At 57.2% G+C, this 15,897-nt stretch carries 14 protein-coding genes, 2 tRNA genes and 1 pseudogene; 12 read left to right on the top strand and 5 right to left on the bottom strand.

The window, feature by feature from the left end:
* Nucleotides 1-16: 16 nt before the first annotated feature.
* On the top strand, nt 17-1,096 hold the full coding sequence (locus LOY68_RS17430) for a tartrate dehydrogenase (protein ID WP_163910351.1): 1,080 nt from the start codon (nt 17-19) through the stop codon (nt 1,094-1,096).
* A 262-nt stretch (nt 1,097-1,358) separates the two neighbouring features.
* On the opposite strand, the gene LOY68_RS17425 is transcribed toward LOY68_RS17430, so the two are convergent.
* Nucleotides 1,359-2,285, bottom strand: coding sequence for a 2-hydroxyacid dehydrogenase (locus tag LOY68_RS17425; RefSeq protein WP_265038723.1), 927 nt, complete (start codon nt 2,283-2,285; stop codon nt 1,359-1,361).
* Between the two features lie 272 nt (nt 2,286-2,557).
* On the opposite strand from LOY68_RS17425, the gene gabT reads away from it, so the two are divergent.
* The 10 genes and pseudogenes from gabT to LOY68_RS17380 all read left to right on the top strand — a co-directional run bounded on the left by gabT (nt 2,558) and on the right by LOY68_RS17380 (nt 12,037).
* Nucleotides 2,558-3,850, top strand: a complete 1,293-nt coding sequence (gene gabT / locus LOY68_RS17420; protein ID WP_265038722.1) for a 4-aminobutyrate--2-oxoglutarate transaminase — start codon at nt 2,558-2,560, stop codon at nt 3,848-3,850.
* 95 nt (nt 3,851-3,945) lie between these two features.
* On the top strand, nt 3,946-4,602 hold the full coding sequence (locus LOY68_RS17415) for a 2-haloalkanoic acid dehalogenase (protein ID WP_265038720.1): 657 nt from the start codon (nt 3,946-3,948) through the stop codon (nt 4,600-4,602).
* 45 nt (nt 4,603-4,647) lie between these two features.
* Nucleotides 4,648-5,136 carry an Lrp/AsnC family transcriptional regulator gene (locus LOY68_RS17410; protein WP_027616181.1) on the top strand — a complete coding sequence of 163 codons (489 nt, stop codon included), beginning with the start codon at nt 4,648-4,650 and terminating at the stop codon, nt 5,134-5,136.
* Nucleotides 5,137-5,528: 392 nt separating this feature from the next.
* Nucleotides 5,529-6,299 (top strand): DUF4198 domain-containing protein, encoded by a 771-nt coding sequence (locus LOY68_RS17405; protein WP_265038715.1) that lies wholly within the window; start codon nt 5,529-5,531, stop codon nt 6,297-6,299.
* A gap of 27 nt (nt 6,300-6,326) precedes the next feature.
* Complete coding sequence (locus tag LOY68_RS17400) at nt 6,327-7,532, top strand: DUF1624 domain-containing protein (RefSeq protein ID WP_163910346.1); 1,206 nt, start codon at nt 6,327-6,329, stop codon at nt 7,530-7,532.
* A 66-nt stretch (nt 7,533-7,598) separates the two neighbouring features.
* Nucleotides 7,599-8,942: an OprD family porin gene (locus tag LOY68_RS17395; protein WP_265038713.1), complete on the top strand. Its 1,344-nt coding sequence runs from the start codon at nt 7,599-7,601 to the stop codon at nt 8,940-8,942.
* Nucleotides 8,943-9,171: 229 nt separating this feature from the next.
* Nucleotides 9,172-9,245 (top strand) — tRNA-Cys (locus LOY68_RS17390).
* A 195-nt stretch (nt 9,246-9,440) separates the two neighbouring features.
* Nucleotides 9,441-9,527, top strand: a tRNA-Leu gene (locus LOY68_RS17385).
* Nucleotides 9,528-10,285: 758 nt separating this feature from the next.
* Nucleotides 10,286-10,939: pseudogene (locus LOY68_RS32280) on the top strand (Tar ligand binding domain-containing protein); the annotation flags it as partial.
* Nucleotides 10,925-12,037 carry a methyl-accepting chemotaxis protein gene (locus LOY68_RS17380; RefSeq protein ID WP_413787198.1) on the top strand — a complete coding sequence of 371 codons (1,113 nt, stop codon included), beginning with the start codon at nt 10,925-10,927 and terminating at the stop codon, nt 12,035-12,037. The pseudogene LOY68_RS32280 and the gene LOY68_RS17380, both read left to right, overlap by 15 nt.
* A 24-nt stretch (nt 12,038-12,061) precedes the next feature.
* Here the strand turns inward: LOY68_RS17380 and LOY68_RS17375 are convergent, their stop codons facing one another.
* A complete protein-coding gene (locus tag LOY68_RS17375; protein ID WP_265038711.1) occupies nt 12,062-14,047 on the bottom strand; it encodes an acyltransferase family protein in 1,986 nt (661 codons plus the stop codon).
* A gap of 322 nt (nt 14,048-14,369) precedes the next feature.
* On the opposite strand from LOY68_RS17375, the gene LOY68_RS17370 reads away from it, so the two are divergent.
* A complete protein-coding gene (locus tag LOY68_RS17370) occupies nt 14,370-14,588 on the top strand; it encodes a hypothetical protein (RefSeq protein ID WP_163910292.1) in 219 nt (72 codons plus the stop codon).
* A 53-nt stretch (nt 14,589-14,641) separates the two neighbouring features.
* On the opposite strand, the gene LOY68_RS17365 is transcribed toward LOY68_RS17370, so the two are convergent.
* The 3 genes from LOY68_RS17365 to LOY68_RS17355 all read right to left on the bottom strand — a co-directional run bounded on the left by LOY68_RS17365 (nt 14,642) and on the right by LOY68_RS17355 (nt 15,796).
* Nucleotides 14,642-14,926 (bottom strand): hypothetical protein, encoded by a 285-nt coding sequence (locus LOY68_RS17365; RefSeq protein WP_054050529.1) that lies wholly within the window; start codon nt 14,924-14,926, stop codon nt 14,642-14,644.
* A gap of 288 nt (nt 14,927-15,214) precedes the next feature.
* The gene (locus tag LOY68_RS17360; RefSeq protein ID WP_054050531.1) at nt 15,215-15,445 is read right to left on the bottom strand and encodes a hypothetical protein; all 231 of its coding nucleotides are present in this window, start codon (nt 15,443-15,445) and stop codon (nt 15,215-15,217) included.
* A 129-nt stretch (nt 15,446-15,574) separates the two neighbouring features.
* Complete coding sequence (locus tag LOY68_RS17355) at nt 15,575-15,796, bottom strand: hypothetical protein (RefSeq protein ID WP_054050533.1); 222 nt, start codon at nt 15,794-15,796, stop codon at nt 15,575-15,577.
* Nucleotides 15,797-15,897 lie beyond the last annotated feature (101 nt).

Below are 15,897 nucleotides of genomic sequence, written 5' to 3'. Positions count from 1 at the left end.
TGGGGGAGGCATGTTGATGAGCAAGACATTCAGAATCGCCGCGATTGCCGGCGATGGCATCGGCAAGGAAGTGCTGCCGGAAGGGTTGCGGGTGTTGGAGCAGGCCGCGAAGAAATGGCAGCTCGATCTGAGCATCGAAGTGCTGGATTGGGCGCATTGCGATTACTACCTGGAGCACGGGCAGATGATGCCCGATGACTGGTTCGAACAACTCAAGGGTTTTGACGCGATCTACTTTGGCGCCGTCGGTTGGCCGGACAAAGTGCCGGACCACATTTCCCTGTGGGGTTCGCTGCTGAAGTTTCGCCGCGACTTCGATCAGTACGTAAACATCCGTCCGGTGCGGTTGTTTCCCGGCGTGCCGTGTCCGTTGGCCGGACGCAAGCCGGGTGACATCGATTTTGTGGTGATCCGCGAGAACACCGAGGGCGAGTATTCCTCGGTTGGCGGCAAGATGTTCGAAGGCACCGAGCATGAATTCGTGCTGCAGGAATCGGTGTTCACCCGGCGTGGCGTCGACCGGATTCTAAAATTCGCCTTCGACCTGGCCCAGACTCGACCGCGCAAACGGCTGACGGCGGCGACCAAGTCCAACGGGATTTCCATCAGCATGCCGTATTGGGACGAACGCACCGCGTTGATGGCGGCGAAGTACCCGGAGATCACCTGGGACAAGCAGCACATCGACATTCTGTGCGCGCGGTTTGTGCTGCAACCGGATCGGTTTGATGTGGTAGTGGCGTCGAATTTGTTTGGCGACATTCTTTCGGATTTGGGGCCAGCGTGTGCCGGGACCATCGGGATTGCGCCGTCGGCGAACCTTGATCCGGAGCGGCGGTTTCCGTCGTTGTTTGAACCGGTGCATGGTTCGGCGCCGGATATCTATGGGCAGAACATTGCGAATCCGATTGCGATGATCTGGTCCGGGGCGTTGATGCTGGATTTCCTGGGCAATGGCGATGAACGCTATCGCGCGGCGCATGACGGGATTTTGCAGGCGATTGAGCGGGTGATTGCTGACGGGCCGATTACGCCGGATCTGGGCGGGAAGGGTTCGACGCAAGACGTCGGCAAAGCCATCGCCGATATTCTCTAAACCCACCACCGCCTAACCAATGTGGGAGCGGGCTTGCTCGCGAAGGCGTCCTGTCAGTTGATATTGATGTCGTCTGACACACCGCTTTCGCGAGCAAGCCCGCTCCCATAGGGGATTTGCGCCGCTAAGAAGTTCTCTGTCAAACATCGACTCAGTGTGGGAGCGAGCCTGCTCGCGAAGGCGGACTAACATTCAACATCCGAGTTGACTGACATTCCGTCTTCGCGAGCAAGCCTCGCTCCTACAGGTGTTCGGGGTGTGGTCAGTAACCCTGGCTGCGGTCGATCTGGCCCAGCATCGGCTGGCCTTTTTGATGTCGCCGGATATTCTCCAACAACACCCCAAACGCACTTTCCGGCTGTGTCATCGCGGCAATATGCGGTGTCAGCAGAATCTGCGGATGCGTCCAGAACGGATGATCCTCCGGCGCCGGTTCCTGCTGCAGCACATCCAGCACCGCGCCGCTGAGTTGCCCGCTGTCCAGCGCCTCCAGCAGATCAGCTTCCACCAGATGCCCGCCACGCCCCATATTGATCAACGCCGCGCCATGGGGCAGTTGCCGGAACAAATCACGATCCAGAATCCCCTGGGTCTGTTCCGTCAGCGGCAACACACACAACAGAATGTCGCACTGGCTGAGAAACGTCGGCAGTTGCTCGCGCCCGGCATAACAATCCACGCCCGCCACCTGATGCGCACTGCGCGCCCATCCCTTCAACGCAAACCCCAACGGTTGCAACGTCGCCAGAATCTGTTGCGCCTGCGCACCCAGCCCCATCACACCCACCCGACGTTTGCTCGCCGGTTGCAACATGTGCGCCTGCCAACACCGCGCCATCTGCTGCTGCCGATAACGCAGCATGTCCCGGTGCAGGCTCAACACGGCAAAACTCGCGTACTCACACATGCCACGGGTGATGCCCGGGTCGAGCAATCGCACCACCGGCAAGCTCTCCGGAATACGGCCGAGGTCCAGTTGATCGACCCCGGCGGACAGCGCGAACAGCACTTTCAGGTTCGGCAACAAAGCTTCCAGATCGTCCGGCGCCTGCCATGCGGCCAGGTATTCAATCTGCGACGGGTCGCCAATCTCCGGCCAGGCGCGCCATTCGATATCCGGGGCGTGTTCGGCGAACAGCGCTTGCCACTGTTCGCCGCGCACGGGGTCAGCTTTATATAGCAGGGCCATGGGCAATTCCTGAATGGATGAAGGTGCTCTCATCATCGCGCAATGCCAGCGCAGGATCTGTCGAAAGCGCCGGGTTAAACGGCTCCGGCCACGGTGTATCGCCAAGGCTGCGGCAGATTCGGCGGGCTGAAGGAATCTGCCGTTTGGCAGGGTGAAAACAGTCGATCCGAATTTCTCAGGGGGCAAGTTCGGCGTAGTTCGTTTCGCTCAAGCCTTAATCTGAACAGCATCGCAACCACCTCCCGGTTGCCGGACTCACGATGGGAAATGCCATGAATAGCAAAGTCGACGAAACCCCTCATTTGCTCCGTCAGCGCGATCAATTCGTGCCGCGTGGCCTGGTCACCGCTCACCCGTTGGTGATCGATCGCGCCCAAGGTGCCGAGTTGTGGGATGTGGACGGTAAGCGTTACCTGGATTTTGTCGGCGGCATCGGCGTGCTGAACATCGGCCACAACCACCCGAAAGTCGTCGCGGCGGTGCAAGCGCAACTGCAAAAAGTCTCCCACGCCTGTTTTCAGGTGGTCGCCTACAAGCCTTATCTGGACCTGGCCCAGCGCCTGTGCGAAATGATCGGCGGTAAAGAAGCCTATAAAGCGGCGTTCTTCACCTCTGGCGCCGAGGCCGTGGAAAACGCAGTGAAGATCGCTCGCGCGCATACCAATCGCTCGGCGGTGATCGCGTTTCGCGGCGGTTTCCACGGACGCACCTTGCTCGGCACCACGCTGACCGGCATGAGCCAGCCGTACAAACAGAACTTCGGGCCGTTCGCGCCGGAAGTGTTCCATACGCCGTATCCGAATGCCTATCGCGGCGTCACCAGTGACATGGCGCTCAAGGCACTGGACGAATTGCTCGCCACCCAAGTGGCACCAGAGCGGGTCGCCGCCATCATCATTGAACCGGTGCAGGGCGACGGTGGTTTCCTCTCGGCGCCGGTAGAGTTCCTCAAAGGCCTGCGTGCGCTGACCGAGAAGCACGGCATCGTGCTGATCCTCGATGAAATCCAGACTGGTTTCGGCCGCACCGGCAAGTGGTTCGGCTTCCAGCACGCCGGCATCCAGCCGGACCTGGTGACCGTCGCCAAAAGCCTGGCCGGTGGCTTGCCGCTGTCGGGTGTGGTCGGCAAAGCCGCGATCATGGACGCGCCGTTGCCCGGCGGCCTCGGTGGCACCTACGGCGGCAACGCGCTGTCGTGCGCGGCGGCACTGGCGGTGATCGATGCCTTCGAGGAAGAACAGCTGCTGGCTCGCGGTGAAGCGTTGGGCGAGCGTCTGCGTCAAGGCCTGCTGAACTTGCAGAGCCGTCACCCGCAAATCGGTGACGTGCGCGGCGCCGGGTTCATGCTGGCGATTGAGCTGATCAAACCGGATGAGGCTCGCACGCCGGACGCCGACCTCAATCAGCGGCTGATCGATGAAGCGCGCAAGGGCGGTTTGCTGGTGATCAAGTGCGGCGTGTACCGCAACGTCCTGCGGTTCCTCGCGCCGCTGGTGGCAACCGAAAGCCAGGTCGACGAAGCGCTGCAAATTCTCGAAGGCGCTTTGGCACGCGTCTTGAACTGAGCTCCTGAAGGCGTGGGGCGCGGCTGCAAGGCCGCGCCCGTGAGCGTTTATGGAGCATGGATTGATGGAATGCATCATCGGAGGCTTGGCACACCATGGGGCTGACTGAATATCGCGCGCTGCTCATCGATTGCGATGAAGTCCTGGTTGATCGCGACTCGGGGGTCTGGGCGGCGTTGCAACCGCTGCTCGACAGCCGGGGCGGGCACCCGGACAAGGAACAGGTGCTGGCCGAATACAGCGAGGTGGTGCGCGCACTGTATCCGCGCTTCGGTGAGCTAGGCTTCAGTGGACTGCTGTGTTTCGCCCATCGCCAACTGGCCGAGCGCTGGGGCCTGAAAGCCAGTTGGGAGGAGGGCATGAGCTTCGCCCGTTCGGTGGCCGGCTGGTCGCTGTTCGAGGATGCGCCGGGGGCGATGCTGTACCTGCGCAAGTTCTATCGCCTGCTGGTGCAGGGTGATCGGGATGCCGAGGATCGCGGGCTGCTCTGTGAGCGGTTGGGGATCATGCCCGATGACTTTATCTCGCTGGCCAGCGACCCGTTGCAGGACGCGGATTGGCTGGAAGCCAATGCGTTCAAGCCCGGGGAGATCCTGCAAGTGACCCGGCCTTCCGCCGGTCGGCAGGCGATCAGCGACGTGTGCCTGATCTGTCGTGGCCGGGTCAAACACCCGACACCGTGCGCGGCAGATTACTGCATCAACAGCATGGCGGATCTGGTGGCGCAGCATCAGCTGTCTTTACGGCGCTGATTTTGCTAGAAGATTGTCTTACAAACGGCAGTCAAGAGGTACGCAATGGAAGGTTTAGTAAAACTGGACCGAATCGACATCAGCATCCTGGTCGAGCTGCAAAAGGATGGGCGCATGACCAACGTCAGCCTCGCCGATGCCGTGGGTTTATCGGCCAGCCCCTGCCTGCAACGGGTCAAACGGCTGGAATCGGCCGGGTATATTTCCAGCTACAAGGCGCACCTGAACCTGGCGAAAATCACCGAATCGGTGACGGTCTTCACCGAAATCACCCTCAGTGACCACAAGCGCGAAGACTTCGCCAAGTTCGAATCCAACATTCGCCTGGTGGACGAAGTGCTCGAATGCCATTTGATCAGCGGTGGCTACGATTACCTGGTGCGCTTCATGACCCGCAGCATCCAGCATTACCAGGAAGTGATCGAAAGCCTGTTGGACAAGAACATCGGCATCTCCAAGTACTTCAGCTACATCGTCATCAAGTCGCCTGTGCTCAAGGATGGCGTGCCGTTGCGTAAGTTGTTGCGGCACTGACATAACCCTTTCTCAATTTGAATATGATCCACTGTGGGAGCGAGCCTGCTCGCGAAGAGGCCTTTACATTCAACATCACTGTTGGCTGTGAAGCCGCCTTCGCGAGCAGGCTCGCTCCCACAGTTGCATTCGCAACGCACTGTGTTTGGACATCCCGCCTGCGAAACCACCCATCCCGCCTCATCCTGGCGCAAGCCGCATAAACCGCTGTTTCCCGCCGTAAAAACAGTTTCCGATTGCCCCCCAGGCACTGATTACAGAACAACGCGCAAAAGTCTTCGCGCTGTAATGCGTTCAGAAGAGGGGCGCGGTTTGTGATGTCGCTGATTTCGGGAGGATGAAGCGTCGGCACGAATCGCGGAATAACACCAATCGGAGCCAAAAAAATGCGAATGAGCAACGCAAAAGCACTGTTGGGTTACGGCGTCTTGCTGCTGGCTGGCAGCAGTGAGGCGCATCAGATCTGGTACGAACAGCCACCCGGGCAACCGTTGGCGCTGTACTACGGGGAATACGACAAGAACATGCTGGAGGTGACGCCGGGCGGGATGGACCGGTTCCAGCAACTCAAGGGATGGTCGATCAGCAACAATTCGAAACCATTGAATCTGACCTTGCAACGTCAGGCATTTGCGGTGGCGCATCAGGCCAAGCGCGATGACTCACTTCTGGCCCAAGATCCGCATTATCCGATCTTCGACCTGCACGAAGCCGACAAGACGCTGAAAACCCACTGGACGCCGGCAACCCGCTGGGTCGGCGATTTACGTGCGCGAACCCCGGAACTGACCCTGGACATCGTGCCCACCGGCATCGCTGACGCAAACAAGGCGCAGTTCCAAGTGTACTATTCGCAAAAACCGCTGGCGGATCAGGACGTTATATTGGAAACCGGCTCCGGCGAGGTCTTCACCCAGCGCACCGATGCGATGGGCAAAGTCAGCTTCGAGTTGCCCTGGCAGGGCACGTATGTGGTGGCCGTCGAATACAAGGACCGCACGCCCGGTGAACGCGTCAGCCCCCAAGGCAAGACCGAGCCGTACGACTTGAAGAGCTTCAGCTCCACGCTGTCGTTCTATCGGGCCGAGGGTAAGCCGTCGTTGCCACGGGCACCGTCGCAGCTGCCGGCTTCCGAAGTCGCCCGGTTGAAGAAACAGGCCTGATCCATCGCCCCCAAAGGAGTCACCACTATGTCCCAATCTTCAGGATTGGCCGGGCAGGCGGGAAGTATTTCCCCGGCGCTGGCCACCCCCGCTGTAAAAGCCAACACCCGTATGTTGGCGATCGATGCCCTGCGTGGCTTCGTCATGTTATTGATGCTGATCGACCACGTGCGCGAAACCTTCCTGCTGCACCGTCAGGTCACCGACCCGATCGATGCCTTGAGCGTGACGCCGGACCTGTACTTCACCCGCATGCTCAGCGAAATCTGCGCGCCGGTGTTCATCTTCCTCACTGGCCTGTCGGCATGGCTCTACAGCCAGAAACACACCGCCAGCGAAACCTCGGTGTTCCTGCTCAAGCGCGGGTTCTTCCTGGTGTTTCTGGAAATCACCTTCGTCTGCTTCGCCTGGAACGCCGAATTCCCGCCCAAGACTCTGTGGCTGCAAGTGATCTGGTGCATCGGTATCTGCATGATCGTGCTCGCCGGGTTGCTGCACTTCAAACGTAGTTGGCTGATTGTGCTGGGGCTGGCCATCGTCGCCGGGCACAACCTGTTCGATAACGTGGTGGTCGGGCCGGAATCGCCGTTCTATGTGCCGTGGTCGATCCTGCACCAGAAGGTGTTTATCGACATCACCGAATTCACCCGGGCCCGCACGACCTATCCGGTGTTGCCGTGGATAGGTGTGATCCTGTTGGGCTGGGCGATCGGGCCGTGGTTCGGCAAGGACATGGACCCGGCGGAGCGGATTTCCCGCTTGGTCAAACTCGGCGCAGGCCTGCTGGTGGCGTTCGTGTTCATCCGCTACCTAAACGTCTATGGCGAGAAGCCGTGGGTGCAGACCGGTGATTCGTTGCGCACCTTCATGAGCTTCATGAGCGCGAAGAAGTATCCGCCGTCGCTGATGTTCCTGATGCCGACTCTTGGCTTGGGCCTGCTCCTGCTGGCGTTGTTCGAGAAGCTGCAGGATCGCTGGTCCACCGCGACGCTGGCGATCTACGGCGGGGCGCCAATGTTCTTTTATTTGCTGCACCTCTATGTGCTCAAGGCCATGTACCTGGTGGCCGTCGCGATCTGGGGCGCCAATCAGGGCGCGTACTACGGCTTCGATAACCTGCCGACCGTGTGGCTGTGGAGCGCGATTCTCGGCGTATTGATGTTCTTCCCGACACGCTGGTTCGCCAGCCTCAAGCAGCGCCGTCGCGACATCGCGATCCTCAAATACCTCTGAGTTGGCCATGGGTGTCCCGCGTCTGGCGGGACACCTTGCAGACCCCGAATTTCGTGGAGTTGCCTTGTGAAAACCCTATCGACACACACCCTGCTATTGGCATTGGGCGGGCAGTCGCTGCTCGCCCTGGCTTCAGAGCAAGACAACGCAAAAGGCTTTGTCGAGGACAGCCAGTGGAGCCTGCTCAACCGTAGCGTCTACGACCGCCGCGACTATGAACACGGTGCACTGAGCAACGGCGCACGCAATGCCTACAAGCCGCGCGCCCAGCGTAGCGACCTCGCCGAAGAATGGGCCTACGGCCTGATGGCCGATTTCACCTCTGGTTATACGCGCGGCACCCTAGGCTTTGGCTTCGATGCCCACGCCTATTCTGGCTGGGAACTGGACAGCGGAGGCGGGCGGGCCGGCAAGGCGCGGTTGCTTGGCGTGGACAATGACGGTCATCCCAAGGATGAATACAGCCGCGGTGGCGCCGTAGCGAAAGTGCGTTTCTCTTCAACCGAACTGCGTTATGGCGAGCAACGGGTGAAAACTCCAGTGTTCGGCTCATCCGACAGTCGCCTGCTACCGGAAACCGCCACCGGCTGGCTGCTGACCAGCCGCGAACTGCCGGCCACCACGCTCTACGGCGGACACTTCAACGAAAGCACCGACCGCAACGCCACCAGTCACGACCAGGGATTTGTGGTCAATTATTCCAACGGCAAACAGGGCGACAGCTTCGATCTGGTGGGTGTGCGCAACACCGCGCTCAAAGGACTGAATGCCAGCCTGTTCAGTGCGGTCTACGCCGACACCTGGCGCCAGCACTACTTGGGCGCGGTCTACACCCAGCCGATAGCGGACGGCCAGGACCTGACTTTCGACCTCAATCTGTATCGCACCCAGGACACCGGCAAAGCCTTGTCCGGCCGGATCGACAACACCACGTGGAGTTTTCTCACCACTTATAAGGCCGGTTCCCACAGCTTTGGCCTGGGTTATCAGAAGGTCGATGGCGATACGCCCTACGACTACGTCACCCGAGGCGCGATCTACCTGAGCAACGCCGTGGCCCTGTCCGACTTCAACGCCCCGCAAGAGGCGTCCTGGCAAGCACGCTACGACCTGAACCTGGCCGGCTACGGCATCCCCGGCCTGACCTTCGGCGCACTCTATGTGCGTGGCAGCGGCATCGACGGCAGCCACATGGACCCGAGCGGTGGCTACAAATGGCTGGGTTACGGACAGGGCGGCAAACACTGGGAACGGGATCTGCAGGCCAAATACGTAGTGCAATCCGGCGCAGCAAAAAATCTCGCGTTCACCTTGCGCCACGCCGTGCATCGCGGCAACGCGGCGCAGGCCGAGCTGGATGCCAACCAGATTCGGCTGGCCGTGGAGTATCCGTTGGGTGGGAAATTCTGAAAGAATAAACGGGGGAGAGGGGGCTCACGCGGCCCGTTCAACTCGGAAGAAATTTTTTGAAATCAAGGGGTTGCCAGCCTCGGGAAATCAGTACATAATTCACGCCATCGAAAGCACTGACGGCTTAAAAAGCTCAATGTTTTCAAAGAGTTAGAGAATGATTCAATCAACTCTCGAAGCTCAGCGTTTGTATGCATTTGGTGTCGTGCTACTGACATCAGATGTTTGAGGCCGAGTAGCAAAATGGTTATGCAGTGGATTGCAAATCCACCTACGCCGGTTCGATTCCGACCTCGGCCTCCACTTTAAACGAGCTCCGTAGATCCTTGATCTACGGAGCTTTTTTATTTTCGCTGTCCTGCAAGATTTAGTCTTGAAAAGGACATATGCGAACTTGCTTCACGGGGGAGGGATGTATATATTTCCACCTCTGTTGCACAAGCGTCAGAACTGCCAGGTGTTTATCCGGCAGCCTTCAGACGGCTTCACAGCGCTACCGCCCGAATGGCGAAACTGGTAGACGCATGGGACTTAAAATCCCCCGCTCGTAAGGGCGTGCCGGTTCGATTCCGGCTTCGGGCACCATCTTGCATTCCACAGAGCGCTTTTGAGTTCTTTGGAAACCTTGAAAAACCTGCCTTCTGGCGGGTTTTTTCGTTTTAGCGTTCCGTCGGATGCTTGCCCATTCTTCTGGAATGTCGCGCACAACTGCTCCGCATTACCAATGCCGCTTGGCGTTTAGCCAAGCCAGCAGGCCGTCCCTAAAAACCTTTCGACGGCGACGGTCTCTATCTCTTGATCCAATCCATTGGCCGTGGTTGCTGCCCGAGACAGCGAGCTCTTGTGTTTGAGAAGGAGCTTTAAATAAACTTCCGCATAAATATGCGGGACTTTTTGGGTTTTAATTTTCACCAGGGAAGTGAGTCTTTTATCGTTGAAATCGCTACTAAGGTCCTATTGATAATAGAGCCTGGCTTAAAATGTTGTAGCAATAATGATTATGTTAGTTGGCTAGGTATTTATTATTTGGCATGAAGTGTCTACGTCTCGGTAAATATTTTTAGCTATCATAAAGTCGTCTTGATGGCTGTGCTAGCTTCTGTCCTGGTGATTTTGGCGTTTTGAATGGCTGAATGTATTTGGGAAACTTCTATTCGTAAAGTTTTCTATGCGCTAGTATTAAATTCAAGGACGCTTTAAATATAGCAAGGAACCTAAGTACTTTGCAGAGTAGGTGGCCTGCTGATCGCATAAAATTCAGCTGTAACTTTCTTAACGCCTGGTGGAGGCGGTGAGCCTGTTTGTGTCTACTCTTGACGAGTCTTTTTCATACTATTGTGGCGATGCCAATTAAGGCGCTTCGCCTACCCGCCATGCCTGGCCATACGTCCACTGTCGAAGGCTCCGATCTGCTTTGCCCGCTGTTCGCTTTATCCCTGCAGGATCGCCAACCCAAGGAAGTACGCACCATGGAAAGTTGGAAAGTCAGAACTCATCTTTTTTTGCTTGCCGGATTTTTAATGCTTGGGTTGCTGTGTGTTGGTGGACTCGGGCTGTATGGCATGCGCTCTACGTTACATGGTCTGGAAACCGTTTACCTGGATCGAGTTGTTCCACTAAGGGATTTGAAAAAAATCGCCGATCTGTATGCGGTGAACATTGTTGACGCCACTCACAAGGCGCACAACGGCAATGACACCAAGGCTCATGCGTTGGCTCAGATCAAGCAAGCTCAAGTTGAGATAGCCAACACGTGGTTGACCTACAAGTCGACTGAACTAATCGCTGAAGAGACTCGTTTGATCGGGCAGATCACACCGCTGATGGATGCGACTCAAGGTCCGTTGATGGAGCTCCAAGCCATGCTGGGTCAAGGTGATGAGGCAGGTTTGGCGCAGTTCGCGGCAAAGCGGCTTTATCCGCTGATTGATCCATTATCGGAGAAGTTTTCCGAACTGATCGAGGTGCAACTGAGCGAAGCCATGCATCACTTCGAAGAAGGACAGGCTGCCTATCGTGCCTTCGTAAAGCTCGGTTTGTTGATCCTGTCGCTAGCCCTGGTTCTGGGCGGCGTTTATGCGTTCTTTTTCTCAAGGCGCTTGAGCCTTCAACTGGGAGCGGAACCAGGCGAGCTGGCAGCAATGAGTTTAAGCATCGCTGAGGGGCATCTGGCCAGCTCTGTGCTCGATCAAGGTAAACACCCGACCGGCGTGTTGCATTCGGTGCAAGGCATGCGCCAGAGCCTGCGGGCTATGATCGGCAACATCAACCAGGCTTCGGTGCAAATCGAAAGCGCTACGCGGCAGTTGGCTCTCTCGTCTGAACAAGGGCTGAGCAGTGCTTCCTTGCAAAGCGATACAGCATCGTCCATGGCGGCTACGGTCGAGCAGCTTTCGGTGAGCATCAATCACATCGCCGACAACGCTCGTCAGGCCCAAAGTACGGCGCAGAGGGCGGGGCAGATCACTGATGAAGGGATGGGGGTGATGCGCAAATCGATCCATGAAATGAGTCAGATTGCCGAGTTGGTGACGCAAAGTTCGTCCGATATTGATCAGTTGGCAATTCAGTCCAACGATATCAGCCAGATTGTCGGTGTGATTCGTGGCATCGCCGAGCAGACCAACCTGCTGGCACTCAACGCCGCCATTGAAGCAGCACGGGCGGGTGAACAGGGTCGAGGCTTTGCCGTCGTGGCCGATGAGGTACGCAACCTGGCAAGTCGCACGGCACAGTCGACGAAGGAGATCGTTACCCTGGTCGATGCCATACAAAACGGTATGCTCAAGGCGAAAGGAAGCATGGCTGCCGGTTGCGAGCGAGTGACCAATGGGCTTCAACTTGTGGAAAGTGCCGGCGCTTCGATGGTCACGATAAAAAAGGCACTGGATGAATCAATGGAGGCTGTCAGTTTCATTTCGTTGTCGCTGCAGGAGCAACGTGCCGCCAGTGATCAGGTGGCCTATAACGTGGAGCAAGTAGCGCAGATCGTTGAACAGAATTCCGCTGCTCAGGGGGGGATTGTGCAAGCGACTCAGGCACTGAAGGCAATGTCCGCCGGGTTGGAGGTCAGCTTGAGCCGCTTTAGTTTGTAGTGAACCCTTGATCGTTTCGGGCCATTAAAGATGCACGGTCGCATCAAACTTCGCCCCGTTAGACGGGGCAGTCACCGGATCGTGCAGTAACGAGTAGCCGCGGTCCAGCAGCGTGCGGCCGATAAAGCGTGATCCCACCTCATTCAAGTGCGAGTCATCCAGGTACAGCAGTTGGCCGTTGATAATCGGGCTGCACACGCCTTCCGGGCATATCACCTGGTTAGGATCGATGAAGTGCACCTGCGGGAATTCCACACGTATATCAGCCCAATAAGGCGCTAATGCACTTTGGGTAACCGAGCAATCGTGTTTGGTACCGAACATCAGGTGGCGAATCGGGCAACTGGCCGCTTTGTCGATGTGTTGATTCCTCAGGATGACGATGACTTCGCCGCTGTTCTCCACTGCGCGCTTGATACTCGCTTCGACCATGTCATGGGCAATCGCATCCCTGGGCCAGATCGCCGCCAGCACCACATACCGGTAATGGTTGCGCTCGATCAGGCTGAACACTCGCTCGTTGCGTTTTGCACAATGGGCGGCGTAGACGGCCGACATGTCGATGGTGTAGCCGACAATCGGCGGGCACGAGTCCATGGTGTAGTCCATGATCGACAGGTTGTTCGGCTTGGCCAGCAGATCGACCATGCCGGTGAAGTGATTGGCAAACGAATCACCGATCATGATGCCGTCCAGCTCGGGTTTTTTGACCCCCAAACGGCATGCGTCATTCGGCTCCGTGCTGTACAGGGCATTGGTGACGTGGCAGCCCTTGCGAATCTCGCTCGGCTTTTGCAGGGTCATCGCTTCAAGGACTGAAACTTCAGGGCTGAAACGTTGTGGAAATCCATTGAAATGCAGGCTCAGCACCGCCAACGCCGCCAGGCTCAGTGCCGGAAAGGCGAATCGACGTGTGAACACCCGGGAAAAGTGCCACGTCGCCCCATCGCGCCGAAACGGCACCTCGACATAGCGCCAGGATAGCCACGCGAGGATGACCGAGCTCGCGATCAGCATCACCCCGACCGGCAAATCGATGGGGATCTCCAGGTAATTCAGGTAGGCAATCAGCGGCCAGTGCCACAAATAGAGTGAATAGGAAATCAAGCCGATGAACACCATGGGCCGGCTGGTGAGCAAGCGCGAGCGCATCTCGCCACTGCCAGCCAGGATCAACAGCGCAGCTCCCAGGCAAGGGATCAGGGCGTTAATCCCGGGAAAGGTTGAGTCCGCGTCCAGACCGAACAGCGAAAAACCGATCAACAGAAAGCCTGCTACAGCGACCCCGTGGGCCGTTAGCTTGCCGATGTTGCGTGGTTTATTCAGGTAGACCGCCAGCAATCCACCCAACATCAATTCGAAAAAACGCGTAGGCAGCAAGTAATAAGCGGCCGTCGCGAAGACGCCTGTTGCGTATTGGGAAACGCCTACCGCAGCCACCACGCCAATGCCCAATATTGGCAATACATAGCGCGGTGCGAAGCGATAGAGCAACACAATGAATAGCGGCCAGACCAGGTAGAACTGTTCTTCAATGCCCAGCGACCAGGTATGTAGCAGCGGGGCTTCATGTGCGTCAGCGGCGAAGTAGTTGCCGTACTTCATCCAGATATAAACGTTCGAGACCCCCAGCAAAGACAGTAGTGCGCTGACGTTGAGTCGGATCAGGTCGACCGGGGAAAGGATAAAGATCCCGACGATTACAGTCGCCAGCAATACCGTGACCAACGCAGGAACAATCCGATTGATGCGTCGCTGATAAAAACCCTTTAGTGAGAAAGCACCTAGCTTGACCTCGGAAAACACCTGGGAAGTGATCAAAAAACCGGAAATCACAAAAAAGATGTCAACGCCTACGAACCCCCCAGGTAGCAGGGTGGTGTTGATGTGATGCAAAAGCACCGCTATTACCGCCACGGCCCGCAGTCCATCGATGTCGGAGCGGTACTTTCCTTTAGCCATGTGCCTGACCATCCCTATGCTATTGCATCTATTGGGCGTCCGACTCATGGCAGAAACTGTCAAGATTTGGACGTAGTTAACCTCCAATATCATTTGTAGTTGGAAATTTGACGGTAAGCAAAATCGAAAATGGAATAACGGCGTCGATTGAGGACGGCGTAAAGGCAGGTCGGTTCGAGTACGTCTTCGAGCATCTTTTAATATCAAGCGTTTGCCAGCGAAAACTGATGCAAATCCTTGTTTGTGTTCGGACCATTATTTTTGCGGACTGTACCGGTGATCGGTATCTATGAATCATTCACCGAAATACGCGCTCAACTGATCCGGGAGCATTTGCTCTCAGTCGTGGCAAGACGGGAGGGTTGACCCAATGACATCTGTTGATGATTTCAGGATCAAGTCACATGAACTTCTTATGGATCTGGATGCTGCAACGACGGAGATGATGAAGCTGATTTCATCCCGATCGGTGTCGGGGCCAATATGGGAAGACGCCGTCAAACGCCAGCACGATGCCTATGTGCACTGGAACGCCTTCATCAATAGTCGCGATGGCAGTGATCCGCCCGATGTCACGCCTGTCGTCTGAATAGACCAGGATGGACACCGTTGCGGATCGCTGGTTGGAGTACAGCGGGTCAGCTAAACGAAAGGTTGGCCTCTGAATCCGCGTGGCAGGCGTTGCATTCCGGCCATCGCGGTCAGTCGTTGAACCCACTCGGCACGCCAGTCATTGGCGGTATGAGTGACCTTGGCCTTGCGTGCCGCGCGCCGTGCCGCATTGCGTTCGTCTTTTCGTGCGTCCTTGAACGCATCGGTGTTGCGGCAGCTTCTGCATTTGACCTGGGCGAGTATTTTGCTCGAAACCAGTTTGCTGCCCGTATGACCGCAGGCCAGATGCCCGCCGACTTTGAAGTGAGTGACCATTGGGACGTCTCCTTTGTGACGTGTGATCGTTTGACCTCCAGCGGTCGGCAGCGTTCGTTAGTGGAATCCTGGGCAAAAAAAGGCCCGCATGCGGGCGGGCCAAGGGATTCTTCAAAGGAGTGGGCCCACAGTAGGGCGTCGGTTGTGAACAGGATGTGAAAGACATGGGCAAAAAAAGCCCAGCGCTTGGCCGGGTTGCGGGTGTGGCAGGAGGCTATCAGGCAGGCAGGGGCTCGGTGACAAGGCTGTCGCCGTTCATGCTTCCTGAATCAGGCCTGTCCTTAATGATTATCTGAACCGGGGCAGCGGTGGTTCGACAGGGCGCAGAGATGACAGCGTGCTGCGAATCAGCGGTGCGTCTTTCTCGATGTCGTTCAGCCGGTCACGAATTTTCAGGGCCGTAGGATGCCCGCCTTGATGATCGACCCAGTCGGCAATCTCCTTGCACGCGGCCGCGAGTCTTGCCTGACGTGAATCAAGCAGGGTAAGCAGGGTGGTGATGGACTCTTTTTCGGACATGACACACCTCCATTTAAAGCAAACCTGGCAGTTGCAGCAAAAAGCCCGCTGATGCGAGCTCTCTGCCGATGGGGTCGCTGGTCCTTCAGCTGATTTCAGTATAGCCCCGGTATAAAATCCTGGAGTTATTCAGCTTTGCCGGGCTGTCACTTGTGAGCGGGCGTTGAGTTGGTGACATTCACGGCGGGCGTCTTCTTCATGATCGTAACCGTCACCTATAAAGCCGCGAGTGCGGGTATCGGCGATGCGATACCAGACGGCGGCGTCGGGTGGCGCGTGGTTCACTTCTCCGGCCCGGCGGCCATGAATGATGATTTTGTTGCAACGCTTCACAACGAAAATGTCTTCCATGGCACCACCGTAGCTGATTCGTGTTCAGATCAACTATAGAAGCCCTTTGCGATCGTGCAAAAAATAGACAGGTCAGTTCGTCGGTTGGTTGCCTGTTCAAG

It is taken from the genome of Pseudomonas sp. B21-053, from assembly GCF_026016365.1.
GTDB classification, from domain to species: domain Bacteria; phylum Pseudomonadota; class Gammaproteobacteria; order Pseudomonadales; family Pseudomonadaceae; genus Aquipseudomonas; species Aquipseudomonas nunensis.
This window is presented reverse-complemented; position numbering and strand designations above follow the sequence as displayed.